Origin of the sequence: Dyella japonica A8 (assembly GCF_000725385.1) — a bacterium.
Classification (GTDB): Bacteria; Pseudomonadota; Gammaproteobacteria; order Xanthomonadales; family Rhodanobacteraceae; genus Dyella; species Dyella japonica_C.
This window is the reverse complement of sequence record NZ_CP008884.1, coordinates 1,817,580-1,841,396: the sequence shown is the minus strand read 5'-3', so window position 1 is coordinate 1,841,396 and position 23,817 is coordinate 1,817,580. Positions and strand designations below refer to the sequence as shown.

The window sequence follows — 23,817 nt, the reverse complement described above, 5'->3', positions numbered from 1 at the left end:
CCCGCCGTTGTCAGCCGGCATACAGAAAGGCCCGCAGCAATGCGGGCCTTTTCTTTACCAACCCAACAACAGGAAACAGGTTTTTCACGCGCTGCTGATTCAGATGACGGCAAAACAGAACGGCAACATGGCAGTCATGGATGAGCCAGACAGGAATCACAGGGAAGTCATCGACCAACGGCAAGCTGCGCACCATCCGCCGTACCCAGAAAAGTCGAATCCTATGCTGGCGCAATACGTCCATCCGTCAAAAGCTGGCCTGTTCCGCATCATCCGCCACGGCCGCCAGTGGCGCGCCCTGTGCGAAGAACAGGAAATCGGCCGGCACGAAACTGCCGAGGCCGCCCTGATCGCCACGCGCATGGCCTGCCCGCAGGCGCGCCTGCCGGGCGGACTGGCGCAATGGCGCTATATCCCCGAGCTTGCGCTGGCGCACTCGCGCGTATCGGGTGAGGGCACGCGCTGGCGCCTCGCCGGTTGAGCCGCGTCGTATGGCGCACAGGCCACGCGCTTATTCGTGCGCGTTGATCACCGCCAGGAAATCCTTGCCATAGCGCTTCAGCTTGGCCTCGCCCACGCCGCTGATCGATGCCATCTCCGTCTCGTTCGACGGCAGGGCGCGCAGCATCGCCAGCAGGGTGGCATCGTGGAAAATCACATACGGTGGCACGCCATGCTGCCTGGCCAGCTGGATGCGCAACTTCTTCAGCTCATCCCACAACGGCTGCTCATAGGCTTCCACGCCCAGGCTGCTGCCCGTCACCAGCTTGCTGTCCCGGCGCTTGCGCGATGCCCGCACGGGCACGGCATCCTCACGCAACCGGACCTGGCGGTTGCCCACTAGCACGTCGCGGCTGGTCTTGGTCAGGCGCAACGTGCCAAAGCCTTCGGCATCCGCCTCGAGCAAGCCCATGGCCAGCAACTGGCGGAACACCGAACGCCATTGCTTCTCGTCCATGTCGGCGCCGATGCCGAAGGTGGAAAGGCGGTCATGCCCCAGCTCGCTCATGCGATTGCTGTCGTCGCCACGAAGAATGCCGATGACATGTCCGGAGCCGAACCGCTGCCCGCTGCGATACACGGCGGAAAGCGCCTTCTGCGCAGGCACGGTGGCATCCCAGGTTTTGGGCGGCTCGACGCAGTTGTCGCAACGTTCGCACGGCCCATGGAACGACTCGCCGAACGCGGCAAGCAACAGTTCGCGCCGACATTGCGTGGTTTCCGCATAGGCCAGCAGCGACTCCAGCTTCTGGCGCTCGACGCGCTTGCGCTCGTCGGCCGATTCGGACTGGGCGATCATCTGGCTCATCGTCACCACGTCTGACAAGCCGTAGATCATCCACGCATCGGATGGCAGGCCATCGCGCCCCGCACGCCCGGTTTCCTGGTAGTAGCCTTCCATGCTGCGCGGCAGATCCAGGTGCGCCACGAACCGCACATCCGGCTTGTCGATACCCATGCCGAAGGCCACCGTCGCCACCATCACCACGCCATCCTCGCGCAGGAAGCGGCGCTGGTTGGCGTTGCGCGTCGCGGCATCCAGCCCCGCGTGATAAGGCAAGGCCTCGATGCCCGCCTCGGTCAGCCATGCCGCCGTTTCATCCACCTTGCGGCGACTGAGCGCATAGACGATGCCGGTCTCGCCGCGATGCCGCTCCAGGAACTCCATCAACTGGCGCCGCGCGTTGTGACGCTGCCCGACCTGGTAGCGGATGTTGGGCCGGTCGAAGCTGGAAACGAATTGCCGCGCCTGCTGCAGGGCCAGGCGCTCCACGATTTCATCGCGCGTGCGCTCGTCGGCCGTCGCGGTCAAGGCAATGCGCGGCACCTGCGGGAAGCGCTGGTGCAGCACCGCCAGCTCGCGGTATTCCGGCCGGAAATCATGTCCCCACTGGGAAACGCAGTGCGCTTCGTCAATGGCGAACAGCGCCACTTCCGTGCGTTCGAGCAGGCTCAGGAACCGTGAGGTGAGCAAGCGCTCCGGGGCGACGTAAAGCAGATTCAGCTCGCCCTCGAGCAGGCGGCGCTCGACCTCGCGCTGCTCGTCCGCATCCAGGCTCGAATTGAGATAAGCCGCAGCGACGCCGGCTTCGCGCAACGCATCGACCTGGTCCTGCATCAGTGCGATCAGCGGCGACACCACGATGCCCGTGCCCTGCCTTACCAGCGCGGGAATCTGATAGCAAAGCGACTTGCCGCCACCCGTGGGCATGAGCACCAGCGCGTCCCCACCCTCGACCAACTGCTCGACGATGGCCTGCTGCTGACCGCGAAACTGGGTGTAGCCAAAAACGCTGTGGAGGATGTCTAGGGGCGAGGGAAGCATCGGCGAATGCTAGCAAATAAGGCCCTTTGCCCATCACCCAGGAAAATCTTCGGCGGCTTCGCCGACAGCACTCGTGAATATCCCGACCAGCCTGCCGGGCTTGCGCCTACGCGTGATATAGCCCGCCAAGACTGGGATTCCCCAAGGTAAAGAAAACATTATTCAAACGCCCGGCATCCGGCGGGCCGACGGCCGCCACGGCGACTTCCTTCGACAGCCCAAGAGCATCCAAGCGCCGAATCACGTGCGCCGCTCTGACCGGCCATCGATCGCAGCGTGGCAGGCCTTCATTCCATAACCACGATGTTGGGGAACAGCTAGATGAAATCGTTCAACCGTGGCGGACTGGCAGCCGCCATCCGCCTGGCACTCGCCGCCGGCACACTGGTGGCCTCGGGCATCGCTTTCGCGCAGGACACGGCGCCCGCCAAGACCGATGCCACGTCGGCCAAGAACCTCGAAACCGTCACGGTGACCGGCTCGCGCATCCGCAGCGTGGACGTGGAAACCTCGCAGCCGGTCTTCACCATGGACAAGGCCGCCATCCAGGCCACCGGCCTGACCAACGTCAACGACATCATTTCGCGCATGCCGTCCATGGGCACGCCGGATATCACCCCGCAGGACACGCTGTCCAACGGCGCCGACGTCGGCGGGCGCTACGTCAACATCCGCAACCTTGGCTCGCAACGCACGCTGGTGCTGGTCAACGGCCGCCGCTGGAGTTCGAGCCTCAATGGCCTGACCGACGTGTCGACCATCCCGGTCTCGATCATCGAGCGCATCGACATCCTCAAGGATGGCGCCTCCTCCATCTATGGCTCTGACGCCATCGGCGGCGTGGTGAACATCATCACCAAGGAGAAGTTCAACGGCGCTGAAGCCAACGTCTACTACGGCCAGAACGGCAAGGGCGATGGCCAGACCCAGAACTACGACTTCACCTGGGGCCACACCACCGCGAAGAACGCCATCATCATCAACGGCTCCTGGCAGCAGACCAAGCCGATGTGGGACGAGAAGCGTCCCGAGACCCGCTATCCACAAGGCGCGGACCATCCGGACGATTTCTGGAGCTCCACCGGCGCCTATGGAAGCATCGTCAATCCGTACAACAAGAAGCGTTACTCGCTGGACCAAGGTAGCGACGCAGGCAATCCTGCCAACTACCACCGCTATGCCGGCGCGCTCTCGGACCGTTACAACACCGCGCAGGACATGACGTTCCGCGCCGGCACCAAGCTGAAGAATCTGTTCGTGCAGGACAAGTACCAGCTCACGGACAACGTCAGCCTGCACGGCATGGCCGATGCCTCCGTACGCGATTCGTCCTCACAACTGGCCGGCTATCCGTTTAGCACCGGCACCACCGGCGTGATGATTGACGGCGCCAATGCCTACACCCCCTTCCCCGGCGAAGCCCTCGCGTTCTATCGCCGGACGGTGGAGCTCCCCCGCATCACCGACAATCATTCCAAGATCTACAATATCAATCTTGGCGCGCAGGGTTACTTCAAGCTGTTCAACCACGATTGGACGTGGGACGCCGACTACACCTACTCGCAGAACAAGATTCACATCAGCACCACCGGCAATCTCGACCTGAATCGTGCGCAGGCGGCGCTTGGACCGACCACCACGATTGATGGCCAGCTTGCCTGCGCCAACGCGGCCGACCGTGCCGCCGGATGCGTGCCCTGGAACATCCTGGCGGGCCCCGGCGGGACGCCCCAGTCCGTGTGGAACTACGTGAACTATCACGAGTCTGCGCGCCAGATCAGTTCCACCGACGACTACACCGCCAACGTATCCGGCGGCCTGTTCGACATGCCGGGCAACGCTGGCACGGTGAACCTTGCGGTCGGTGTCGAACATCGCGGCGTCAAGGGCAGCTACCGGCCCGATCAGTACGTGGCCGATGGCAACACCACCGACCTGGCGGCCAACGCCACCAGCGGCGCGTACAACACCAACGAAGCCTATGCCGAGCTGGACGTGCCGTTGCTGCGTGATTTGCCGGGGGCCCAGGAACTCGGCCTGAACGTCGCCAGCCGTTACTCGCACTACAGCAACTTCGGCAGCACCACCAACAACAAGTACAGCTTCCGCTATCGCCCCATCGAAGACCTGCTGGTCCGCGGCACCTGGGCCCAGGGCTTCCGCGCCCCGACCATCGAAAACCTCTACGGCGGCCCAGGACAGAGCTTCGAAACGTTCCAGGATCCCTGCGATTCCAAATCCGGCGCGGCGGCCACCAATGCCTCGGTCAACGCGCATTGCGCCGCCACGGGTGTCCCGCCCGGCTATACCCAGGCCAACGGCTATGGCTCGCAGACACCGACCCCGTTTGTCTCCGGCTCTAACCCCAACCTGAAACCGGAACGGTCCATCACCCGCACGGCAGGTTTCGTCTATAGCCCGCATTACGCTCCGGGTCTCGATGTCACGCTGGATTACTACAACATCTACGTGAAGAACATCATTTCCACGGTGTACGCCGACCAGATCCTCAACCTTTGCTACATCCAGAACGATCCCAGTTATTGCGGCCGCTTCACCCGCGCATCCGCAGCGGATCCCAATACCGGCCTGGTTGCCGGCTCGATCAATCAGCTCAACGAGAGCCTTGCCAACCTGGGTTCACTGAAAACGTCGGGCTACGACATCGGCATTCACTACAAGCTGCCGGAGACATCGTTCGGCCGCTTCCGCATCGCTTCGGACAGCACGTACCTGACGAAGTACGAGACGGTCAGCGGCCCCGGCGCCACGCCACAGGATCTGGTGGGCTTTTTCGATGGTGAGGACGCCATCTATCGCCTGCGCTCGAACCTGCAGGTGGATTGGGACTTCAAGCAGTTCGGCGCCAGTTGGACGATCCGCTACTACTCGGGCCTGAAGGACCAGTGCTACACCGCTCCGAACGGGAACGTCTACAACTGCAGCTCTCCCAACTACACCAACCCGTGGTGGCCGACGCCGGGCATGAGCCAGAAGGGCTCGGTGGCGTTCAACGACGCGCAGTTCCGCTACACGGCGCCGTGGAAAGGTGTGTTCACCGTTGGCGTGAACAACATCTTCAACAAGAAGGGCCCGTACTACTACAGCGTACCGACCTCGGGGACCGGCTCTCCGCCGTACAACCCGAACTTCGACATCGACCGCTTCTGGTACGTGTCGTACAACCAGAAATTCTGATCCAGAACGGGCAGCGAACCTTCACAAGGCGGGTCTTCGGACCCGCCTTTTTTTATCCCGGCATGCCCCACAGGGCGCGATCGAGGTCCGCATCCAGGCCGAAGGCGGACATCGGCACGCGTCCGTTGCGCACGTCGACGCCCTCGGCTTTCAAGCGTTTGCTTTGCTCCCGAAAACCCCGGCTACCCGGCGGAAAGGCAATCTGGCCGCTGGAGCGCAGCACGCGGTACCAGGGCAATTCCATGCCATCGGGCACCTCACCCAGCGCCCGCCCGACCAATCGCGCCCGTCCCGGCAGCCCCGCCCGCGCCGCAATGGCGCCGTAACTGGCCACGCGTCCGCGCGGAATGGCTGCAATGGCGGCAAAAATGCGGGCGTGCGCATCGTTCATGGGTTTGTCCATGATCTTCAACAGGCTCTTTACAGGGTGTCGTGGCACAGTAGCGAGGCCAGATTCACCTGCCAAGGAGATCGCACCATGCACCATTTCGAAGCCGTGCGTTCCCATATCGGCAGCCTGCACGCGCTGCGCCACAACGACCCCTATCTGATCAGCTTCGACCTGACCTTGCCGCACGACCGGCACCAGGGGATCTATCTCGCTGAACTCGAAGACGAAGCCGGACGGCGCTACCTGCGCATTTCCACACCCGTGGGGCCACTGGCAGGGGCCGACCCGCGCCGCTGCCTGCGGTTCAACTGGGAACAGCGCAAGGGCTTTCTCGCCGTGGCGGACCTGGACGGTTCGCCTTACCTGCACCTGTGCGAAAACCGGCCCTATGAGCTGCTCGATGCAGCCGAGCTGAAACGGCTGATCGAGGAGCTGGGCGAACTGGGCGACCAGTTGGAAAGGATCATCGCGACGGGTGGCGACGATCTATAGATCTTTCTGTAGGAGCGCACTTGTGCGCGACCCGAAGCATCCTGGTCGCGCACAAGTGCGCTCCTACAAAAACGGATCAGAACAAGGCTGACAGCCGCACCAGGCCGTAGGCCAGCAGCGCGGTGATCGGCAGGGTGAGGATCCACGCCCACACCATGCGCTCCACCACCGACCAGCGGATGGCGTTCCAGCGCTTGGCCGCGCCCACGCCCATGATGGATGCGGACACGTTGTGCGTGGTCGACACCGGGATGCCGAACGCTGACGCGGTAAGGATCACCGCCGCGGAACTGCCTTCCGCCGCAAAGCCGTTGATGGGGTGGAGCTTCACCATCTTGTGGCCAAGCGTCTTGATGATGCGCCAGCCACCGCCCGCGGTGCCGCCGGCCATGGTCAGCGCGCAGACCACCGCCACCCACGCGGGCACGTTGAAGCCACCGTCGCTGGAACCCTGGATGCGCAGGAAACCCAGCCATGCCGGCAGGCCGTCGAACTGACCCGCCGCAGTGGCGCCGGCAAGCGCCAGGGCGATGATGCCCATGCTCTTCTGCGCGTCGTTCATGCCGTGCGCGAGGCCCATGGCACTGGCCGACACGATCTGCGCCTTGCCAAAGAACGCATTCACGAACGGCGTGCGGCCGAAGCGTCGCAGGAAGCCCGTGCGACTGGAGAACCAGCTCAGCAACGCGTAGAGCGCACCCATCAACAGGAAGCCTATGACGAAGCCCATCAAGGGTGACACGACCATGGGCACGACGACCTTGGGAATCACGCCCTTGCCGTCCCACCAATGCGCCCCGCCCTGCGACCAGATCACCGAGGCGAAGTTGTTTCCGGACGCCGCGATGGCCGCGCCCACCAGCGCGCCCACCAGGGCGTGGCTGGAGCTGGACGGCAGGCCCAGCCACCAGGTGATGAGGTTCCACACCGTGGCCGCGAGCAGGGCGCAGATAAGCAACTGCGGCCCCGCATCGATCACGTGCACATCGATCAGGCCGGCCGCGATGGTCTTGGCCACCGCCGTGCCCCACAGCGCGCCGATCAGGTTGGTGATCGCCGCCAGCATCACTGCCTGCCCCGGCGTCAGCACCTTGGTGGCGACGACGGTGGCGATGGAGTTGGCGGTGTCGTGGAAGCCGTTGATATAGGTGAATGCCAGCGCGATCAGCACCACCGCGATGGCGAGGCCGATGCTCATGCGCGCACCCCGGCAACGGCCCGGAACGACACCGGGCGGCACGAAAGGAAAGACGTCATCGTGCCGGCCTCAGGAGTTCTTCAGGACGATCGAGTAGACGATGTTGCCGACGTCGCGGCACTTGTCGATCGCCTTCTCGATCAGTTCGAACAGATCCTTCGCCAGCATGGCGCGCATGGCGTCGTTGCCTTCGACATAGAGCGTGCGGTACGGCGAAAGCAGCATGCGGTCGCCTTCGGATTCCAGCGTCTGCAGGCGATCCTGCAGCTTCTTCACCGGATCGATGCGCAGGCCGCGGCGCAGCTCGCCGATCATCTCCGACACCACCGCCGTCGCCCGTTCCAGCACCAGGGCGCGGGCGGCGAAGTCCACGTCGGTCAGGCGCCCGGAGACGATCTCGTAGCGCTCGGCAAACTTCTCGATGGTCTTGGGAATCTTGTACAGCGCGGAGTTGAGCGCCTCGATGTCCTCGCGGTCGAGCGCAGTGACGAACGTGTTCACCAGCTCCTCGCTGATCTGCCCTGCCAGTGCCTTCTCCCTGGCGCGTGCAGCGGCGAAGGCGGCCATCACGGGAGCGTGATCCTTGCGGGTCACCAGGTCGTGCAGAGCCTTGGCGCTTTCGCGGGCAGCCTCGGCGCTCTGTTCGAGCAGGCCATAGAACTTGTCGCCTTTGCCGAAAATCGTTTGCAATGAAAACATGCGGTTATTGCCTGGGGTGCGGGGCGGAAAATGACGCGTATGTTACAGGAGGCCCCTGCCGTGCCGCATCAAGCGCCCCACACGCCCTTTGGAGCGATTTTTGACCCCGGGTGCGGTTTGACGCGTACCCTGCCCTGCTTAGGCCTTACACTCCGTCTCATGTCCTTTCGCGACCTCCACTGCGGCCGGCCGCCCCGATGCTGACCGAAATCCTCACCGTCGTCCTCCTCTCCTTCTTCAACGGCTTCTTCGCCCTGTCCGAGATGGCCCTGGTGGCCTCCCGCAAGACGCGCCTGAAGCAGATGGCCCGCGACAGCCGCCGGGCCCGCGTGGCCCTGCGCAATGCCCAGGCACCGGAGCGCTTCCTGTCCACCGTCCAGGTCGGCATGACCCTGGTCATCCTGGTCACCGGCGCCCTGGCCGGCGATGCCCTGGGCGACCATATCGCCACGGCCATCCATGGCGGGCGGGCCGCCTGGATGGAGCCATACGCCAAGGTCATCGGCCTGGTGCTGGGCTTCGGCCTGATCTCGTTCATCCAGATCGTCATTGGCGAGCTAGTGCCCAAGCGGCTCGCCCTGTCGGCGCCGGAACTCATCTCCGGCTACGTGGCGATGCCGATGATGGTGCTCTCGCGCCTGGCCGCTCCGTTCGTCTGGCTGCTCAACTTCTCCAGCAGCCTGCTGTTGCGCCTGCTGCGCGTGCAGAAACGCGGCAACGACGCCGCCACGGAAGAGGAAATCCGCCTGCTGGTGGCCGAAAGCGCCGAGCACGGCATCCTGGATCCCGACGAGCACAATATGGTCAATCGCGTGCTGCGCCTGGGTGACCGCTCAGTGGACAGCGTGATGACGCCTCGCACGCGCATCGTGTGGCTGGACGCGGCGGCGAGCTACCAGGAGAACGCGGAGATCCTGCGCACGACGCCTTATTCGCGCTATCCGGTGTATCGCGGCGACGAAAGCGACATCCTTGGCGTGGTGGAAGTGAAGCGCCTGCTGCGCGGGTTTGCCCAGGGCAAGCCCGATATCTTCGGGCAGCTCTCCAAGCCACTCTATGTACCCGCCACGGCGCGCGCGCTGGACCTGCTGGAGGAGTTCCGCGACGCGGAAACCCAGTTGGCGCTGGTGGTCGACGAGTATGGCGACATCGTGGGCCTGGTAACGCTCAACGACCTGCTGGCCGCCATCGTGGGCGCCACCCAGCTGGGCAGCAACGACAAGACGGAAAGCCCGCTGATCACGCCCCGCGAGGACGGCAGCTGGCTGCTGGATGGCTCGCTGTCCACCGACGACCTGCGCGAGCTACTGAAGGTCGACGCCCTGCCCGGCGAGGAAGAGCACGGGTACCGCACCGCCGCCGGCATGGTGATGGCCGTGCTCGGCCACATTCCGCAGGTCGGCGAAACGTTCGACTGGCACGGCTTCCGCGTGGAAGTGCTGGATCTGGACGGCGCGCGCATCGACAAGCTGCTGATCACGCAGCTGCCGAAGATCGATGTGGAGGAAGACGGGTTCTGACAGCACCCTCCCCCTGTAGGAGCGCACTTGTGCGCGACCGCAGCGCCACGCTCCAGACGGTCGCGCACAAGTGCGCTCCTACAGTGGGCGTCTGATCACTCGCCCTTCGACGCCTTGATCTTGCCGCTGGCGATCTGGGCCATGCGCTGGGCGTCGGCGAAAATGCCATGCATGACGCGCAATTCGCGCTCGTCCGGCTGGGCGCGCTGGAACAGTTTGCGCAGGCGCAACATGATGGTGGTGGGCGCGCGCCCCTTGTGGAAGTCGATGTCGTCGAGCATCTGCGAAAGATGCTCGAAGAAACGCTCCATCTGCGCGGCATCGGCCGGTGGCTCGGCATCCGCGCGCACCGGAGGGGCAACCTCGCCCAGGGACGCCACGCGCAGTTCATAGGCCATCACCTGGACGGCCTGCGAGAGGTTGAGCGAGCTGAAGTCGTCCACGCTGGGGATGCGCACCATGGCATGGCAGCGGGCCAGCTCTTCGTTCTCCAGACCCGTCCGCTCGTTGCCGAATACCAGGGCCACCTGTTCGCCACGCGCCGCAGCAGCCAGCGCGCGTGCCGCCGCCTCGCGGGGGGTGATTTCCTCCAGATCCACGCCGCGACGACGGGCGGAAAGGCCCAGCGCCAGGCTGGTCCCGGCCAGGGCATCGACCAGCCCCTCGCTGACGGTGGCGTTTTCCAGCACGTCATCCGCGCCGGCGGCCAGTGCGGAGGCTTCCTGGTCCGGGAACCGGTGCGGAGCCACCAGGGCCATACGGTCGAAGCCCATGGTGCGGATGGCACGGGCCGCGCTGCCGATATTGCCGGGGTGCGAGGTGCGCACCAGCACGTAGCGGATGCGGGCGGCAAGGTCGGATTCAGCGCTCATCGGGATGGCAAAAACTCGTGCAAACGGGCGCAAAGCTTGGAAACCTCCGGCCGTCCTGTCAAACCCGGGCGTCCGTTCCCCCCGGGGGCGGCCTGACCCGGAGGCCGTCTGTCTGCTAGACTTCGCCGCCGAAACCCCGCTCTTTTGAAAGCCGAAGCCATGCCAAGACCCGCCGTCAACGTCGCGGTGCGCGCCGCGCGCTCCGCAGGAAACATCATCCTGCGCTACATGAATCGCATCGACGGACTCAACGTCGTCGAAAAGCAACGCATGGACTTCGCCTCGGAAGTCGACCGCCTGGCCGAAGCCGAGATCGTCAAGGAACTCAAGCGCGCCTACCCGACGCACGGCTTCCTCGCCGAGGAAAGCGGCGCCATCGGCAAGGGCCCGCTGACCTGGGTGATCGATCCGCTCGACGGCACGCACAACTACCTGCGCGGTATCCCGCACTTCTCCGTGTCCATCGCCCTGCTCGACAAGGGCGAGCCGGTGTACGCAGTGGTGTTCGACCCGCTGCGCGACGAGCTGTTCACCGCCAGCAAGGGCGATGGCGCCTACCTCAACGACCGCCGCATCCGCGTGGCCAAGCGCGAAAACCTGGGCGGCGCGATGATCGCCACCGGCTTCCCGTACCGCCAGCGCTCGCACCTGGACGCCCAGCTCGACATGACCCGCGCCCTGCTTGGCCAGGCCGAGGACATCCGCCGCTCCGGTTCTGCCGCGCTCGACCTGGCCTACGTGGCCGCCGGCCGCTACGACGGTTTCTTCGAGATCGGCCTGAAGCCCTGGGACATGGCTGCCGGCGTGCTGCTGGTGCGCGAGGCGGGCGGCCGTTACTGCGACTTCGCCGGCCGCGACGGCATTCCGGAAAGCGGCAACATCGTCGCCGGCAACCTCAACGTGGCGCAGGCCATGGTGGATGCCATCAGCGCGAACGCCACGCCGCGGCTGCTGATGGCCTGAACGCCCGGTTCATCGCGAAGAAAAAGGCGCCTTCCGGCGCCTTTTTCTATTTGGCTCAAGGAAAGCGTACAGGCACTTTCATCAGCACGGCTTCCGCTTGCTTCACGATGCACGTGCGCCCGACTTCCACCGTGGCCATGGCAACGGCCAGATTGTGCGCATCAGCGGGCTTCATACCGCGCTTTTCGACCATGCTCTTTTCCAGGCCGACCACGTAGCTGTCGTCGTCAGCGGGTTTCTTGATGTCCGGTGCGCATGTCATGCCCAACGACTGCCCCTTGTAGGAGCCGGAGAGCCCTCGGGTCGTCTCGTCATCGATGCCCGTGATGACGGCGGTGCCGTCCAGGTCGAAGACATAACGATCGTGGCCGAATGAGCCTTCGGTCACGCAGAGCTGCCCCTTGGCCGGGCTGCCACCGAGCGCAACGTCAGCCGACGAGCACACGGCCCGCCCCGGGGCCGCCACGATGGCGGGCGCCATGCCGTCAGCCTCGGCAAACGCACAAAGGCTCAGCGTGAGCGATAGCAGCGCCAGACCGACGCCGGCAAGTTCCTTCTTCATCACTCCATTACTCCTTGGAAACAGCCAGCATTAAGCGCCTGGCGATGCGCTGGTCGCCATGACCGGTGTCTATGGACGGCTAATCGCCGCGCAGAAAATCACGCAAAAAGGGAATGGTGATGCGCCTGCGCGCCGCCAGCGAGGCCTGATCGATGCGATCCAGCAGATCGAGCAAGGCACCGAGGTCACGCTTGTAATGGGTAAACAGCCAGTCCAGTACCGTGTCATCCAGCTCGATGCCGCGCGTGCCGGCTTCCTGGCGCAGTACGGCCCGGCGCTCGGCATCATCCAGCGGCTTCAGCAAAGCCTGCTGACAGGCACCCAGCCGCGAGCGCAGGTCGGGAAGCCCAAGACCCAACTGGGTTGGCAGCGCGTCGGCCGCAAACAGCAGCGTCGCGCCTTCGGCCTTGGCCCGGTTGTAGACGTCGAACAGGGCATGCTCGGCTTCACGGTCGCCGGCAATGGCGCCCAGGTCGTCCAGGGCCAGGAATTCGCTGCCCACCACGCCACGGATGGCGCCGGCCTTGTCGCCAATGCTCGCCAGCGGCAGGTATTGCACCGTGCGGCCGCCCTGGATGGCCGCCTGGCAGGCCGCCACCAGCAGATGGCTCTTGCCGCTCCCGGCCGGCCCCGCCAGATACAGCCACGGCGTACCCGGCACGTACGCCACCTGCTCCACGGCGGACAGCGTCACGACGTTACTGCCGGGGTGGAAATGTTCGAAACGCTGGCGTCGGGGCCAGCGCAGGACAAGCGGCAACTGCGGAATCATCGGGGTGGTTCTACGTCCTTCTTGTTGCCTTGTTCGTCGACGATCGTGCGGGATTTCACCTCACCGTTCGAGGTATCGACGACCACGTCCACTTCGGTGAGCACCGGATCCCCGTGGCCCTCCTCCGTGTACAGATCACTTTGCCGGTAACGCTCCGCCAGGTAGCGCAGCACCACCAGGATCACCGAAGCCGCCGGCAGCGCCAACAGCACGCCCAGGAAGCCAAACAGGTAACCGCCCGCCAGCACGGCGAAAATCACGGCCACCGGATGCAGGCCGATCTTGTCGCCCACCAGCTGCGGCACCAGCACATAGCCTTCCAGCAACTGGCCGGCCATGAAGATGCCCACCACGATCAGCACGTGGGTCCAGTCACCGTATTGCACCATGGCGGCGATCAGCGCGGAACCGAAGCCCACGATGAAGCCCAGGTAAGGCACGAAACTGAGCAGGCCGGCGATCATACCGATCAACGGGCCCACGGACAGCCCCATCAGGGTCAGCGCCACCCCGTAAAAGATGCCGAGCGCCAACATCACCAGCAGCTGGCCGCGCACGAAGGCGCCGAGCACGTTGTCGGCCTCGCGGGCCAGGTGGGCGGCGGTGGGCTCGATGGAACGCGGCAGCATGCTGTCGATCCAGGCTACCAGGCGGTCCCAGTCGCGCAGTAGGTAGAACGCCACCACCGGGATCAACACCATGTTGGTCAGCCACATCACCACGCCGACGCTGGAGCGTGAAATCTTGCCCAGCAGCACGGAGGCGGCGTTGCCGATCGAGCCCAGGTGCTCCTTGATCTGCTCCATCAGGCGATCGGTGTCGAACGCGCTCGGATCCAGGTGAAGCTTGGTCTGAAGCCACGGCAACGCGGTGTTGCGCGCCCAGTCCACGTAATGCGGGACGTTCTCCACCAGGTTCTCGATCTGGCGCGAGATCAGCGGGATCAGCAGCAGCAGCGCGCCGATGGTCAGCAGCAGCAAGACGATGAACACGATGCTCACCGCCAGTGTTCTGCCCATGCCCAGGCGCTGCAGGCGATCGGCCAGGGGATCGCCCAGATAGGCCAGCATGGCGGCGAAGGCAAACGGCATCAGCACCGGCGCCAGCAGCCAGAACACATAAAAGATGGCCGCGGTGATCGCGAGCATCTGCCAACGGCGGGAGCTATCAGGCGTCATCGACATGGCTCATCCCATGAGGTCGGAAGCAGGAAGCGCGCGCCGGATTCCCATCGGCGCACGGCCAGGGCAGCTCGCGCCACCCGGATTCAGTGGACCCAGCGCAGGCTGGCGTCGGCATCGCTGTGCGACTCACCGCGGAGGAGGCGGCCGCTCGCGGCAAGGCTGTTGGCCAGCGCATCCATCGGCAGGCCGGCCTTGACCGCGAACAACATGCCGTCGCCCTGCGCGCTCAGCGTGGTGACCTGGCGCACGTTGGGGTCGTTGCGCAGCACCGCCACAAGATTGGCGTAATCCATGGCCGAACCGACCTGCGACACCCACAGCTTGCCATCGACGGTGGCCGAACCGATCACGTTGAGCTGCTTGCCGAGGCGATCAACCAGCCCGTTGCCAGCGTCGGTGAGCACGGCTGCCGCGTTGGCGCCCTGCGTGCTCCATTTCTGCTGCGGGCCGCCGGACATCAGCGCCCAGTCCGCCGCATTGCCATGCATCTGGCCCAGCAGGATCAGGCCGGTCTTGTACTGGCGCGCCAGCGCGGCCACCTGCTCCGGCTCGGCGCTGGTCAGATTCGGGGTATCGCCAGTCTTGGCCGGGTCGGCCAGCACGGTGCTGAAGCCCTTGGCGGCGACGGTCTGGGTCAAGGTGCCCAGCGCCTCGCGGGTGAGGATGCTGCCGTCCTCGTCGCGCACTACCACCAGCACGGGCGGACGCGAGCCCCCGCCGGCCACGCCCATCTGGGCCACGGCGCGCTGCACGGCAGCCTGGTCGAACGTGACCTGCAGCGCCATGCCGGTCGCGGCGCGCTGGTACTGGTACTGCTGCACGATGCCCGAGGCCCCCTTGAGCACATCGGCGTAGCCGGCCTTGCTGCTCAGGTCCTGACCGCCCGAAGTGCGTGCCAGCACCTGCGCCAGCGCGTCGCTGAAGGCGGCGTCCCGCGCGGCCTCGCTGGTGTCGGCCACGGACACGACCACGGTGTACGGCGATACCTGCCCCTGCGCCCGTACGGACAGCAGCGGGGCGAGGCCCAGCATGAAACAGATGAGCAGAAGGCGGGACAGGCGCATGGGGAGCGATATCCGGGTGGGGAACAGCGAAAGTCTGCCCAATCCGTCCGGCAGCGTCCATCGAAGGTGTCCCGGTTCAACGCCTCCGCTCAGGAAAGTGTGTCCCCACACTGCTACAATCCGACGTTTCCCAACGCCGGGTTGCCCCCATGTCCGACGCCCTCACCTACCGCGCCGCTGGCGTCGATATCGACGCAGGCAACGCCGTTGTCGAACGCATCAAGCCGCTGGTCAAGCGCACCTCCCGTCCTGAAGTCATGGGCGGCCTGGGCGGCTTCGGCGGCCTGTTCGACCTTTCCGGCAAGTACAAGGAGCCGGTGCTGGTCTCGGGCACCGACGGCGTGGGCACCAAGCTCAAGCTGGCCCAGCAGCTGGGTCGCCACGACACCATCGGCATCGACCTGGTGGGCATGTGCGTGAACGACGTGCTGGTGCAGGGCGCCGAGCCGCTGTTCTTCCTCGATTACTTCGCCACCGGCAAGCTGGACGTGGACACCACCGTGGCCGTGGTCGGCGGCATCGCCAAGGGCTGCGAACTGGCCGGTTGCGCGCTGATCGGCGGCGAGACGGCGGAAATGCCGGACATGTACCCGCCGGGCGAATACGACCTGGGCGGCTTCACCGTCGGCGCCGTCGAGAAGTCGCAGCTGCTCTCCGGCGAGAAGATCGTCGCGGGCGATGTGATCCTCGGCGTGGCCTCGTCCGGTCCGCACTCCAATGGTTACTCGCTGATCCGCAAGATCCTCGAGCGCGCCGGCAACCCGCTGGACCTCGACGTGGGCGGCGTGACGCTGGCCGATGCGCTGATGGCCCCCACCACCATCTACGTCAAACCCATGCTGGCGCTGATGAAGAGCCAGCCGGTGCACGGCATGGCGCATATCACCGGTGGCGGCCTGAAGGAAAACATCATCCGCGTGGTGCCCGATGGCCTCGGCATCCACATCGACGCGTCCGCCATCGTGCTGCCGCCGGTGTTCGAGTGGCTGATGCGTGAAGGCAACGTGGCGCGCGAGGAAATGTGGCGCACGTTCAATTGCGGCGTGGGCTTCACGGTGATCCTGCCGCGCGATGCCGTCAGCGCCGCCAGTGAACTGCTGGCCACGCACGGCCTGAAGAGTTCGGTCATCGGCGAGATCGTGCCCGCTCAGGGCGACGAGCGCGTCCACATCGGTTAAGCGCGTGGCAGACCAGCGTCTTCGCATCGCCGTGCTCGCCTCCGGGCGCGGCAGCAACCTGCAAGCCCTGATTGCCGCTCGCGATGCCGGCCTGCTGCCCGTCGACTTCGTCGCGGTCGGCAGCGACAAGGCCGACGCGGGCGCGTTGCAGCTGGCCAAGGACGCGGGCATTCCCACGTTCACGCTCAACCCCAAGGCTTTCGCCAATCGCCGCGAGTTCGACTTCGAACTGTTCCGCCAGCTCGACGCCACGGGCGCGCAGGTACTGGTGCTGGCCGGCTTCATGCGCATCATCGACGGTGAAGCGCTGGCGCCGTGGGTGGGCCGGATGATCAACATCCACCCTTCCCTGCTGCCCAAATACCGTGGCTTGCATACGCACCGCCGCGCACTCGAGGCGGGTGACGCGGAGCATGGCGCCAGCGTGCACTACGTAACCGCCGAACTGGATGGCGGCCCAGTGATCGCGCAAGCACGCATCGCCATCCAGTCGGGCGACGACGAGGCGCAACTCGCCCAACGCCTGCTCAGCCACGAACACCTGCTGCTGCCCGCCGTGCTCAAGCTGATGGCCGAGCAACGCCTTGGCCTGATCGCACCCGATCACGTCACCTTCGACGGAAAGCCGATCGCCGCACCGCTGCAACTGCGCAACGGCAAACTGGTTGACTGAGCGCCCAAGGCGTCTCTACAACCCGTTCAGGATGAACGCGTAGACTGCGGTCCCCATGACCGCACCCAACTCCCTCCGCATGTTCGCTGCCGGCCTTGCGCTGGCCCTCTCCACCACGGCCGCTTTCGCCGCCACCCCTGCGCCGACGCCGTTCACGGCGACGTACCAGGTATCGCAGGGCGGCCAGGTGATCGGCGAGGCAGTGATCACGCTCAAGCCCGCGGGCGGCGGCCAGTGGGTCTACAGCAACCAGACCAAGGGTACGGCAGGCATTGCCGCCGCACTGGGCGCCAATTCCACGGAAACCACCCGCTTCCGCTGGAACAACGACGCGCCGGAAACCATCAGCTACGACTACAACATGGATGCCGGCTTCAAGAAGAAGCAGCGCCATACCGAGGTCAACTGGAGTAGCAGCCAGGTCACGGTGAACGAAGGCAAGGGCCCGATGACCTACCCGAGCGCCCCCGGCATGGTCGACCGCAACACCACGCCCTACGCCATCGGCCTGGCGCTGCGCACCGGCAAGCAGGCCGTGTCGCTGCCCGTGGCGGTGAAGCGCAACGTGGAAACCCAGGAATTCAAAGTGACGGGCAAGGACACCGTGAAAGTGCCGGCCGGTAGTTTTCCGACGGAACGCGTGGTGCGCGGCGGTGACGAGAATGCCTTCAGCGCGTGGTATGCACCGCAGAAATACCCGGTGCCGGTGAAGTTGACGCAGAGTGATGGCGGCAATCTGGAATTGCAGTTGGTGAGCTTCAAGGGCGGCTGATTAGCAAGCCACAAGGGATGCACTCTCGCCCGCCCCATCCCCGCCTCACCGCCGGTCCCGCCTCGCCGTCCGTCCCGCCTCGCCGTCGGTCTCGCCTCACCGTCCGTCTCGCCTCACCGTCCGTCTCGCCTCACCGTCCGTCTCGCCTCACCGTCGGTCTCGCCTCACCGTCCGTCTCGCCTCACCGTCATCCCCGCGAAAGCGGGGATCCAGTGACTTTGAAGCGTGCCACCAAATCGAAAGACACTGGATCCCCACTTTCGCGGGGATGACGATGTTGAGGACTGGCTCCCCGCTTTCGCGGGGATGACGATGTTGAGGACTGGCACCCCGCTTTTACGGGGGCGACGATGTTGAAGACTGGCTCCCTGCTTTTGCAGGGGTGACGATATTGAAGACTGGCTCCCCGCTTTTACCGGGCGACAATGTTGAAGGATGAGGCACGTCAGGCCCCAAAGAAAAAGGCCGCGAAAGCGGCCTTTTTCATGGGCAATGCGTGTCATGCCTCAGGACGGCAGGCGACGAATCTTCGCGCCAAGCACGCCCAGCTTTTCTTCGATGTTCTCGTAACCGCGATCGATGTGATACACGCGATCGACCGTGGTATCGCCCTCGGCCACCAGGCCGGCGAGCACGAGGCAGGCGGAGGCACGCAGGTCGGTTGCCATGATCGGCGCGCCGCTCATCTTCTCCACGCCCTTGATGATGGCGGTGTTGCCTTCCAGGCGGATGTCCGCACCCAGGCGCTGCAGTTCCAGCGCGTGCATGAAGCGGTTCTCGAACACCGTCTCGGTGATGATGCCCACGCCTTCGGCTACGCAGTTGAGCGCGGTGAACTGCGCCTGCATGTCGGTCGGGAAAGCTGGGTACGGCGCGGTGGTGATGTTCACCGCCTTGGGGCGGCGGCCACGCATGTCCAGCTCGATCCAGTCGGCGCCGGTGGAGATGTGTGCGCCAGCGTCTTCCAGCTTGGCGAGCACGGCGTCCAGCGTGTCGGCACGGGCATTGCGGGCGCGCACCTTGCCGCCGGTCATTGCCGCGCCGACCAGGAACGTGCCGGTTTCGATGCGGTCAGGCAGCACTTCGTACTCAGCGCCATGCAGGCGTTCCACGCCATGGATGGTCAGCGTGGAGGTGCCGGCGCCTTCGATCTGCGCGCCCATGGCGATCAGGCAGTGCGCCAGGTCGACCACTTCCGGTTCCTGCGCGGCGTTCTCGATGATGGTGGTGCCGGACGCGAGCGCGGCGGCCATCATGATGTTCTCGGTACCGGTCACGGTGACCATGTCCATCGAGATGCGCGCGCCTTTCAGGCGCTTGGCCTTGGCCTTGATGTAGCCGTTCTCCACGACCACGTCGGCGCCCAGCGCCTGCAGGCCGCGGATGTGCTGGTCGACCGGACGCGAGCCGATGGCGCAACCACCCGGCAGCGACACTTCCGCCTCGCCGAAGCGGGCCACCAGCGGGCCCAGCACGAGGATGGACGCACGCATGGTGCGCACCAGGTCGTACGGGGCGAAGCAGCGGTCGGTGGAGCGCGGGTCGACGTGCATCTTCATGCGGTCGTCCAGCACCAGCTGCGTGCCCATCTGGCCCAGCAGCTCGATGAAGGTGGTCACATCGTGCAGGTGGGGCACGTTGCTGATCGCCACCGGCTCATCGGCCAGCAGGCAGGAAGCGAGAATCGGCAGCACGGCGTTCTTCGCGCCCGAAATACCCACTTCACCGTGGAGCGGCTCGCCGCCACTGATCAGGATCTTGGCCATCTAAAGTCCTTACGAATCGATTGCACGGGGGCTGCGCGGCCTCAACGGCGCGCAGCGACCTCCGCGGGAGTGTGCGTTTTCAGGGCCAGCGCGTGGATCGCACCGCCCATGAGATTCCCCAGCGTGGCGTAAACCAAGCGGTGCCGGGCCAGCGGCAGCTTGCCGGCGAACTGCTCAGCCACCACTTCAGCCTCGAAGTGCACGCCGTCGTCGCCGCTGACGGTCGCCTGCGCACCGGGCAGGCCTTGTTCGATCATTGCCTGGATGGTGGCAGCGTCCATGGGTTTTCCACTTGCGGGTTTGGGTCAGTGCCACCGATCCGGACTGGAACCGAACCCAATGTCACCGACTATGACGTTAAAATGCGAATATGCCATGTTAATGGAAAACCTCTGTCGCAGAAACGACACGTGAGCCCGGCGCCATCCCCTTTTGAGGCGCCTCTTACGCACAACAACATGATTTAGCGGAACTTTCCTTCTTTCAGCCACCCGTTCAGGGTCATGACGGAATTCCGGCCCGATATCCGAGGACGCATGAACGCCCACGTCGCCCCAGCCAGCCAGCACGCGATCAACGCCGACACCATCGTGCAGAGCGCACGCACGGTGATCGCCACCGAGGCCGCCGCCATCCGCGCGCTCGAACCGCGCATCGGCCCCGAATTCGTGGAAGCCTGCCGCCTGATCATGGGCTGCGCCGGCCGCGTGGTGGTGACCGGCATGGGCAAATCGGGCCACGTCGCCCGCAAGATCGCCGCCACGCTGGCGTCCACCGGCACGCCGGCGTTCTTCGTCCACCCGGGCGAGGCCAGCCATGGCGACCTTGGCATGATCCTGCCGCAGGACGTGGTGCTCGCCCTGTCCAATTCCGGCGAAACCGACGAAGTGCTGTTCATCCTGCCGGTGATCAAGCGCCAGGGCATTCCCCTCATCGCCATCACGGGCAACGCCAACTCCTCGCTGGCCGACCAGGCCAATGTGCACCTGGATGCCAGCATCGCCGCCGAAGCCTGCCCGCTGGGCCTGGCCCCCACGGCCAGCACCACGGCAGCCCTGGTGATGGGCGACGCCCTCGCCGTCGCATTGCTCGAGGCTCGGGGTTTCACCTCGGAAGACTTCGCCCGCTCGCATCCGGCCGGCAGCCTGGGGCGCCGCCTGCTGCTGCATATCAGCGATGTGATGCACACCGGCGAAGGCATCCCGGCGGTGCCGCCCAATGCCTCGCTCACGCAGGCGCTGATGGAAATGACGCGCAAGCACCTGGGCATGACCGCCGTGGTGGACGCCGACCAGCACCTGCTCGGCGTGTTCACCGACGGTGACCTTCGCCGCGCGCTGGACGACGACGGCGTCGACCTGCGCGGCGCCACGGTGGCCGAACTGATGACCCGCGGCCCCAAGACCATCGGTGCCGACAAGCTCGCCATCGAGGCGGCCCAGTTGATGGAAAAACACCAGATCCACGCCCTGCTGGTGGTCAATGACCAGCAGCAGGTGGTGGGCGCCCTGAACATTCACGACCTGCTCCGTGCCCGTGTGGTCTGATCGAAAGGTTCGGCTGCTCTCCTTTACCGCCATCGCGTCCACCGTCCGGGTTGCCCGGCGTTTGACGGTTTCACCCCTTCCTCGCCTGGTTGCCGATCTCACTCATGTATCTGGCTGATATTCCCGCAGACGTCCTGGCCCGTGCCGCCAAGATCCGCCTCGTCGTGTTCGACGTGGACGGCACCCTGACCGACGGCCGCCTGTGGTACGCCGAGGACGGCCATGAGACCAAGGTGTTCCACGTGCACGACGGCCTGGGCCTGAAGCGCCTGATGGCCAACGGGGTGCAGGTGGCGATCATTTCCGCCCGCATCAGCCACCCCGTGGCCCTGCGCGCCGAGGAGCTGGACATCGCCCACGTCTACCAGGGCCAGGGCGACAAGCGCGCCAGCCTGGAGCAGCTGCTGGAAGCACTCAACCTGGCGCCGGAACAGGCAGCCTTCGTGGGCGACGATCTGCCCGACCTGCCGGCGATGCGCATCGCCGGCCTCGCCGTGGCCGTGGCCAACGCCCATCCATGGGTGGCCGAACAGGCCCATTGGCACACCCGCCTGGGTGGCGGCCAGGGGGCGGCCCGCGAGGTCTGCGACATGATCCTGCAGGCCCAGGGCAAGGCAGCGGCCGAGCGGGAGCGCTGGCGGTGAATTTGCGAACGTACCTCCGCGACCGGAGCCTTCCGGTGGCGATCATCGTCATGGCCGCGGCCATGGGCGCCACCCAGGTGCTGTACTGGTGGCTGGCCCCGGCGCCGAAGATCAACGAGTTCGTCGGTCCGCCGCGCTCGGGCTACACGCTGACCAATTTCCAGCTGTGGTCGTACGACGTGGATGGCCTGCCGAGCTTCCAGATGGTGGCCCCGCGCCTGGAACGCCGCGAAAACGACGACTCCCTCTACATCACCACACCCGACTTCACCCTGCCCTCGAACCAGGCGGGCGTGCCCCCGTGGCTGGGCAATTCGCTCTACGCCTGGGTGGACAAGAGCGGCACCCTGCTCAAGCTGCAGGGCCCGGTCTATATGCACAGAGCGGCGTTCGGGATCACCGACGCGGCGGAGATCCACACCTCCGACGTTACCGCCTGGCCCAAGGAAAACCGGATGGTGACCGACGCCCCGGCGCACATGAAGCAAGGCGCACGTACACTTAGCGGGGTCGGCATGCGTGCCAACCTCAACACCAATCATCTGGAGCTGCTCGATGAAAGCCACGGCACGTACCCGCCGCGCACCCACAAGTCCTAAGCTTTCCGCCAGCCTCCTCGCACTGGGCCTGCTCGCCCTGCTGCCTGCCGCGGCCATGGCGAAGAAGTCGGACCGCGACCAGCCGATGAACTACGACGCCAAGTACACCGAGGCGTTCAACGCCCCCAACACCATCAGCACCCTCAAGGGCAGCGTGAAGGTGGTCCAGGGCACGATGGTGCTGACCGGCGACGTGGCCAAGATCTACATGGACGGCGAGCAGCAGATCGCCCGCGTGGTGGTCACCGGCAATCCGGCCCACATCCAGCAGCTGGACGAGAACAACAACCTGGTGCAGGGCGACGCCGCCACGCTGGACTACGACAACATCAACGGCATCGCCGTGCTCACCACCAACGCCGTGGTGCGCCAGCAGGGTCGCGGCGAGTTCCACGGCGACAAGCTCACCTACAACACCAACACCAGCCTGATCACCGGCGAAGCCGGCGGCGACGGGCTGGTGCACGGCGTGATCCTGCCCAAGCCCAAGCCGGGCGCGCCGGCCGCCACGCCACCCGCGGCTCCACAGCCGACCACCAAGCCGGCCGAGGGCCACTGATCGATGCTGTCCGCTGAAGGTCTGCAAAAAAGCTTCAAGGCACGCCAAGTCGTGCGCGACTTCGCCTTCTCCATCCGCGAGGGCGAAGTGGTTGGCCTGCTGGGCCCCAACGGCGCCGGCAAGACCACCTGTTTCTACATGGTGGTGGGCCTGATCGAAGCCGACGCCGGCGTCATCAAGCTGGACAAGCAGGACATCACCGGCCTGCCCATGCACCAGCGCGCCAAGCTCGGCATCGGCTACCTGCCCCAGGAAGCCTCGGTGTTCCGGCGCCTTACCGTCGCCGACAACATCATGGCGGTGCTGGAGCTGCGCGAAGGCTGGGACGAGAAGCGGCGCACCAACGAGCTGGAAAGCCTGCTGGACGAACTGAAGATTTCGCACATCGCCGACCAGAAGGGCATCAGCCTTTCCGGTGGCGAACGCCGCCGCGTGGAAATCGCCCGCGCACTGGCCGCACACCCGCGCTACATGCTGCTGGACGAACCGTTCGCGGGCGTCGACCCCATTTCGGTGGGCGAAATCCAGCGCATCGTCCGTCACCTCAAGGAGCGTGGCATCGGCGTGCTCATCACCGACCACAACGTGCGCGAGACGCTGGGCATCTGTGACCGCGCGTACATCCTCAACGACGGCGAGGTGCTTTCGCGTGGCACGCCGGCGCACATCCTGGCCGACGAAAAGGTCCGCGAGGTGTACCTGGGCCGTGAATTCCGCCTGTAACCCGGGCCGACCGGCCTAACTCGCAGGGATTAAACCTGAGGTAGTACGCGAATCGGCCTTCGACCTATGGCCGACCCCGGGGCCAGGAGTTAGGATGATCTTCACATTCATCCCG

24 protein-coding genes are annotated in these 23,817 nt (G+C 65.4%); 13 read left to right on the top strand and 11 right to left on the bottom strand.

The features are described from left to right. Positions 1-7 precede the first annotated feature (7 nt). Positions 8-481: a hypothetical protein gene (locus HY57_RS22070; RefSeq protein ID WP_235186629.1), complete on the top strand. Its 474-nt coding sequence runs from the start codon at positions 8-10 to the stop codon at positions 479-481. 30 nt (positions 482-511) lie between these two features. Here HY57_RS22070 and recQ read toward each other — a convergent pair whose 3' ends face one another. Further along, entirely contained in the window at positions 512-2,326 is a 1,815-nt protein-coding gene (gene recQ, locus HY57_RS07545) for a DNA helicase RecQ (protein WP_019466428.1), read from the bottom strand. Positions 2,327-2,647: 321 nt separating this feature from the next. On the opposite strand from recQ, the gene HY57_RS07540 reads away from it, so the two are divergent. Continuing rightward, positions 2,648-5,524, top strand: a complete 2,877-nt coding sequence (locus HY57_RS07540) for a TonB-dependent receptor plug domain-containing protein (RefSeq protein WP_019466427.1) — start codon at positions 2,648-2,650, stop codon at positions 5,522-5,524. A gap of 52 nt (positions 5,525-5,576) precedes the next feature. Here HY57_RS07540 and HY57_RS07535 read toward each other — a convergent pair whose 3' ends face one another. Beyond that, positions 5,577-5,915 carry an MGMT family protein gene (locus HY57_RS07535; protein WP_019466426.1) on the bottom strand — a complete coding sequence of 113 codons (339 nt, stop codon included), beginning with the start codon at positions 5,913-5,915 and terminating at the stop codon, positions 5,577-5,579. Between the two features lie 87 nt (positions 5,916-6,002). Here HY57_RS07535 and HY57_RS07530 point away from each other — a divergent pair, with 87 nt between their 5' ends. Further along, on the top strand, positions 6,003-6,407 hold the full coding sequence (locus HY57_RS07530) for a hypothetical protein (protein ID WP_019466425.1): 405 nt from the start codon (positions 6,003-6,005) through the stop codon (positions 6,405-6,407). 76 nt (positions 6,408-6,483) lie between these two features. On the opposite strand, the gene HY57_RS07525 is transcribed toward HY57_RS07530, so the two are convergent. Then, a complete protein-coding gene (locus tag HY57_RS07525; protein ID WP_019466424.1) occupies positions 6,484-7,605 on the bottom strand; it encodes an inorganic phosphate transporter in 1,122 nt (373 codons plus the stop codon). A gap of 69 nt (positions 7,606-7,674) precedes the next feature. Next, positions 7,675-8,304, bottom strand: coding sequence for a DUF47 domain-containing protein (locus tag HY57_RS07520; protein WP_019466423.1), 630 nt, complete (start codon positions 8,302-8,304; stop codon positions 7,675-7,677). 197 nt (positions 8,305-8,501) lie between these two features. On the opposite strand from HY57_RS07520, the gene HY57_RS07515 reads away from it, so the two are divergent. Further along, positions 8,502-9,824: a hemolysin family protein gene (locus HY57_RS07515; protein ID WP_019466422.1), complete on the top strand. Its 1,323-nt coding sequence runs from the start codon at positions 8,502-8,504 to the stop codon at positions 9,822-9,824. A 95-nt stretch (positions 9,825-9,919) separates the two neighbouring features. Here HY57_RS07515 and HY57_RS07510 read toward each other — a convergent pair whose 3' ends face one another. Beyond that, positions 9,920-10,696 carry an RNA methyltransferase gene (locus HY57_RS07510; RefSeq protein ID WP_019466421.1) on the bottom strand — a complete coding sequence of 259 codons (777 nt, stop codon included), beginning with the start codon at positions 10,694-10,696 and terminating at the stop codon, positions 9,920-9,922. A 159-nt stretch (positions 10,697-10,855) separates the two neighbouring features. Between HY57_RS07510 and HY57_RS07505 the strand changes: the two genes are divergently transcribed. Continuing rightward, a complete protein-coding gene (locus HY57_RS07505) occupies positions 10,856-11,659 on the top strand; it encodes an inositol monophosphatase family protein (RefSeq protein ID WP_019466420.1) in 804 nt (267 codons plus the stop codon). Positions 11,660-11,714: 55 nt separating this feature from the next. On the opposite strand, the gene HY57_RS07500 is transcribed toward HY57_RS07505, so the two are convergent. From HY57_RS07500 to HY57_RS07485, 4 genes are all read right to left on the bottom strand, one after another. Beyond that, positions 11,715-12,221: a hypothetical protein gene (locus HY57_RS07500; protein WP_019466419.1), complete on the bottom strand. Its 507-nt coding sequence runs from the start codon at positions 12,219-12,221 to the stop codon at positions 11,715-11,717. A 79-nt stretch (positions 12,222-12,300) separates the two neighbouring features. After that, the gene (hda, locus tag HY57_RS07495) at positions 12,301-12,993 is read right to left on the bottom strand and encodes a DnaA regulatory inactivator Hda (RefSeq protein WP_019466418.1); all 693 of its coding nucleotides are present in this window, start codon (positions 12,991-12,993) and stop codon (positions 12,301-12,303) included. Then, positions 12,990-14,177 (bottom strand): AI-2E family transporter, encoded by a 1,188-nt coding sequence (locus tag HY57_RS07490; RefSeq protein ID WP_026034126.1) that lies wholly within the window; start codon positions 14,175-14,177, stop codon positions 12,990-12,992. The genes hda and HY57_RS07490 overlap by 4 nt, the downstream gene beginning before the upstream one ends. A gap of 83 nt (positions 14,178-14,260) precedes the next feature. Further along, a complete protein-coding gene (locus tag HY57_RS07485; RefSeq protein ID WP_019466416.1) occupies positions 14,261-15,241 on the bottom strand; it encodes a DUF2066 domain-containing protein in 981 nt (326 codons plus the stop codon). 149 nt (positions 15,242-15,390) lie between these two features. On the opposite strand from HY57_RS07485, the gene purM reads away from it, so the two are divergent. Genes purM through HY57_RS07470 form a run of 3 tightly spaced genes read left to right on the top strand, consistent with a single transcriptional unit; the run spans position 15,391 to position 17,864 of the window. Then, the gene (gene purM, locus HY57_RS07480; protein WP_019466415.1) at positions 15,391-16,419 is read left to right on the top strand and encodes a phosphoribosylformylglycinamidine cyclo-ligase; all 1,029 of its coding nucleotides are present in this window, start codon (positions 15,391-15,393) and stop codon (positions 16,417-16,419) included. A gap of 4 nt (positions 16,420-16,423) precedes the next feature. Further along, the gene (gene purN / locus HY57_RS07475) at positions 16,424-17,092 is read left to right on the top strand and encodes a phosphoribosylglycinamide formyltransferase (protein WP_019466414.1); all 669 of its coding nucleotides are present in this window, start codon (positions 16,424-16,426) and stop codon (positions 17,090-17,092) included. 55 nt (positions 17,093-17,147) lie between these two features. Beyond that, positions 17,148-17,864: a DUF3108 domain-containing protein gene (locus HY57_RS07470; RefSeq protein ID WP_019466413.1), complete on the top strand. Its 717-nt coding sequence runs from the start codon at positions 17,148-17,150 to the stop codon at positions 17,862-17,864. A gap of 506 nt (positions 17,865-18,370) precedes the next feature. On the opposite strand, the gene murA is transcribed toward HY57_RS07470, so the two are convergent. Together murA and HY57_RS07460 are read right to left on the bottom strand one after the other, a co-directional pair. Continuing rightward, positions 18,371-19,630, bottom strand: a complete 1,260-nt coding sequence (gene murA / locus HY57_RS07465) for a UDP-N-acetylglucosamine 1-carboxyvinyltransferase (RefSeq protein WP_019466412.1) — start codon at positions 19,628-19,630, stop codon at positions 18,371-18,373. 41 nt (positions 19,631-19,671) lie between these two features. Then, entirely contained in the window at positions 19,672-19,911 is a 240-nt protein-coding gene (locus HY57_RS07460; protein WP_019466411.1) for a BolA family protein, read from the bottom strand. A gap of 255 nt (positions 19,912-20,166) precedes the next feature. On the opposite strand from HY57_RS07460, the gene HY57_RS07455 reads away from it, so the two are divergent. The 5 genes from HY57_RS07455 to lptB all read left to right on the top strand — a co-directional run bounded on the left by HY57_RS07455 (position 20,167) and on the right by lptB (position 23,702). Next, on the top strand, positions 20,167-21,177 hold the full coding sequence (locus HY57_RS07455; protein ID WP_019466410.1) for a KpsF/GutQ family sugar-phosphate isomerase: 1,011 nt from the start codon (positions 20,167-20,169) through the stop codon (positions 21,175-21,177). 104 nt (positions 21,178-21,281) lie between these two features. Beyond that, entirely contained in the window at positions 21,282-21,821 is a 540-nt protein-coding gene (locus tag HY57_RS07450; protein WP_019466409.1) for a KdsC family phosphatase, read from the top strand. Between the two features lie 35 nt (positions 21,822-21,856). Beyond that, positions 21,857-22,420, top strand: a complete 564-nt coding sequence (lptC, locus tag HY57_RS07445; RefSeq protein WP_019466408.1) for an LPS export ABC transporter periplasmic protein LptC — start codon at positions 21,857-21,859, stop codon at positions 22,418-22,420. Next, positions 22,377-22,979, top strand: a complete 603-nt coding sequence (lptA, locus tag HY57_RS07440; RefSeq protein WP_019466407.1) for a lipopolysaccharide transport periplasmic protein LptA — start codon at positions 22,377-22,379, stop codon at positions 22,977-22,979. Before lptC ends, lptA begins: the two co-directional genes overlap by 44 nt. A 3-nt stretch (positions 22,980-22,982) precedes the next feature. Beyond that, positions 22,983-23,702 carry an LPS export ABC transporter ATP-binding protein gene (gene lptB / locus HY57_RS07435; protein ID WP_019466406.1) on the top strand — a complete coding sequence of 240 codons (720 nt, stop codon included), beginning with the start codon at positions 22,983-22,985 and terminating at the stop codon, positions 23,700-23,702. The last annotated feature ends 115 nt before the right edge of the window (positions 23,703-23,817 follow it).

What these genes read in the sequence shown, in the direction of transcription:
- HY57_RS07455 (WP_019466410.1), top strand. Translation starts at nt 20,167, where the DNA reads ATGAACGCCCACGTCGCCCCAGCCAGCCAGCACGCGATCAACGCCGAC.
- HY57_RS07505 (WP_019466420.1), top strand. Translation starts at nt 10,856, where the DNA reads ATGCCAAGACCCGCCGTCAACGTCGCGGTGCGCGCCGCGCGCTCCGCA.
- murA (WP_019466412.1), bottom strand. Translation starts at nt 19,630, where the DNA reads ATGGCCAAGATCCTGATCAGTGGCGGCGAGCCGCTCCACGGTGAAGTG.
- HY57_RS07450 (WP_019466409.1), top strand. Translation starts at nt 21,282, where the DNA reads ATGTATCTGGCTGATATTCCCGCAGACGTCCTGGCCCGTGCCGCCAAG.
- HY57_RS07510 (WP_019466421.1), bottom strand. Translation starts at nt 10,696, where the DNA reads ATGAGCGCTGAATCCGACCTTGCCGCCCGCATCCGCTACGTGCTGGTG.
- HY57_RS07490 (WP_026034126.1), bottom strand. Translation starts at nt 14,177, where the DNA reads ATGTCGATGACGCCTGATAGCTCCCGCCGTTGGCAGATGCTCGCGATC.
- lptB (WP_019466406.1), top strand. Translation starts at nt 22,983, where the DNA reads ATGCTGTCCGCTGAAGGTCTGCAAAAAAGCTTCAAGGCACGCCAAGTC.
- hda (WP_019466418.1), bottom strand. Translation starts at nt 12,993, where the DNA reads ATGATTCCGCAGTTGCCGCTTGTCCTGCGCTGGCCCCGACGCCAGCGT.
- HY57_RS07485 (WP_019466416.1), bottom strand. Translation starts at nt 15,241, where the DNA reads ATGCGCCTGTCCCGCCTTCTGCTCATCTGTTTCATGCTGGGCCTCGCC.
- HY57_RS07515 (WP_019466422.1), top strand. Translation starts at nt 8,502, where the DNA reads ATGCTGACCGAAATCCTCACCGTCGTCCTCCTCTCCTTCTTCAACGGC.
- HY57_RS07535 (WP_019466426.1), bottom strand. Translation starts at nt 5,915, where the DNA reads ATGAACGATGCGCACGCCCGCATTTTTGCCGCCATTGCAGCCATTCCG.
- HY57_RS07525 (WP_019466424.1), bottom strand. Translation starts at nt 7,605, where the DNA reads ATGAGCATCGGCCTCGCCATCGCGGTGGTGCTGATCGCGCTGGCATTC.
- HY57_RS07500 (WP_019466419.1), bottom strand. Translation starts at nt 12,221, where the DNA reads ATGAAGAAGGAACTTGCCGGCGTCGGTCTGGCGCTGCTATCGCTCACG.
- HY57_RS07470 (WP_019466413.1), top strand. Translation starts at nt 17,148, where the DNA reads ATGACCGCACCCAACTCCCTCCGCATGTTCGCTGCCGGCCTTGCGCTG.
- purM (WP_019466415.1), top strand. Translation starts at nt 15,391, where the DNA reads ATGTCCGACGCCCTCACCTACCGCGCCGCTGGCGTCGATATCGACGCA.
- recQ (WP_019466428.1), bottom strand. Translation starts at nt 2,326, where the DNA reads ATGCTTCCCTCGCCCCTAGACATCCTCCACAGCGTTTTTGGCTACACC.
- HY57_RS07520 (WP_019466423.1), bottom strand. Translation starts at nt 8,304, where the DNA reads ATGTTTTCATTGCAAACGATTTTCGGCAAAGGCGACAAGTTCTATGGC.
- HY57_RS07540 (WP_019466427.1), top strand. Translation starts at nt 2,648, where the DNA reads ATGAAATCGTTCAACCGTGGCGGACTGGCAGCCGCCATCCGCCTGGCA.
- HY57_RS07530 (WP_019466425.1), top strand. Translation starts at nt 6,003, where the DNA reads ATGCACCATTTCGAAGCCGTGCGTTCCCATATCGGCAGCCTGCACGCG.
- lptA (WP_019466407.1), top strand. Translation starts at nt 22,377, where the DNA reads ATGAAAGCCACGGCACGTACCCGCCGCGCACCCACAAGTCCTAAGCTT.
- HY57_RS07460 (WP_019466411.1), bottom strand. Translation starts at nt 19,911, where the DNA reads ATGGACGCTGCCACCATCCAGGCAATGATCGAACAAGGCCTGCCCGGT.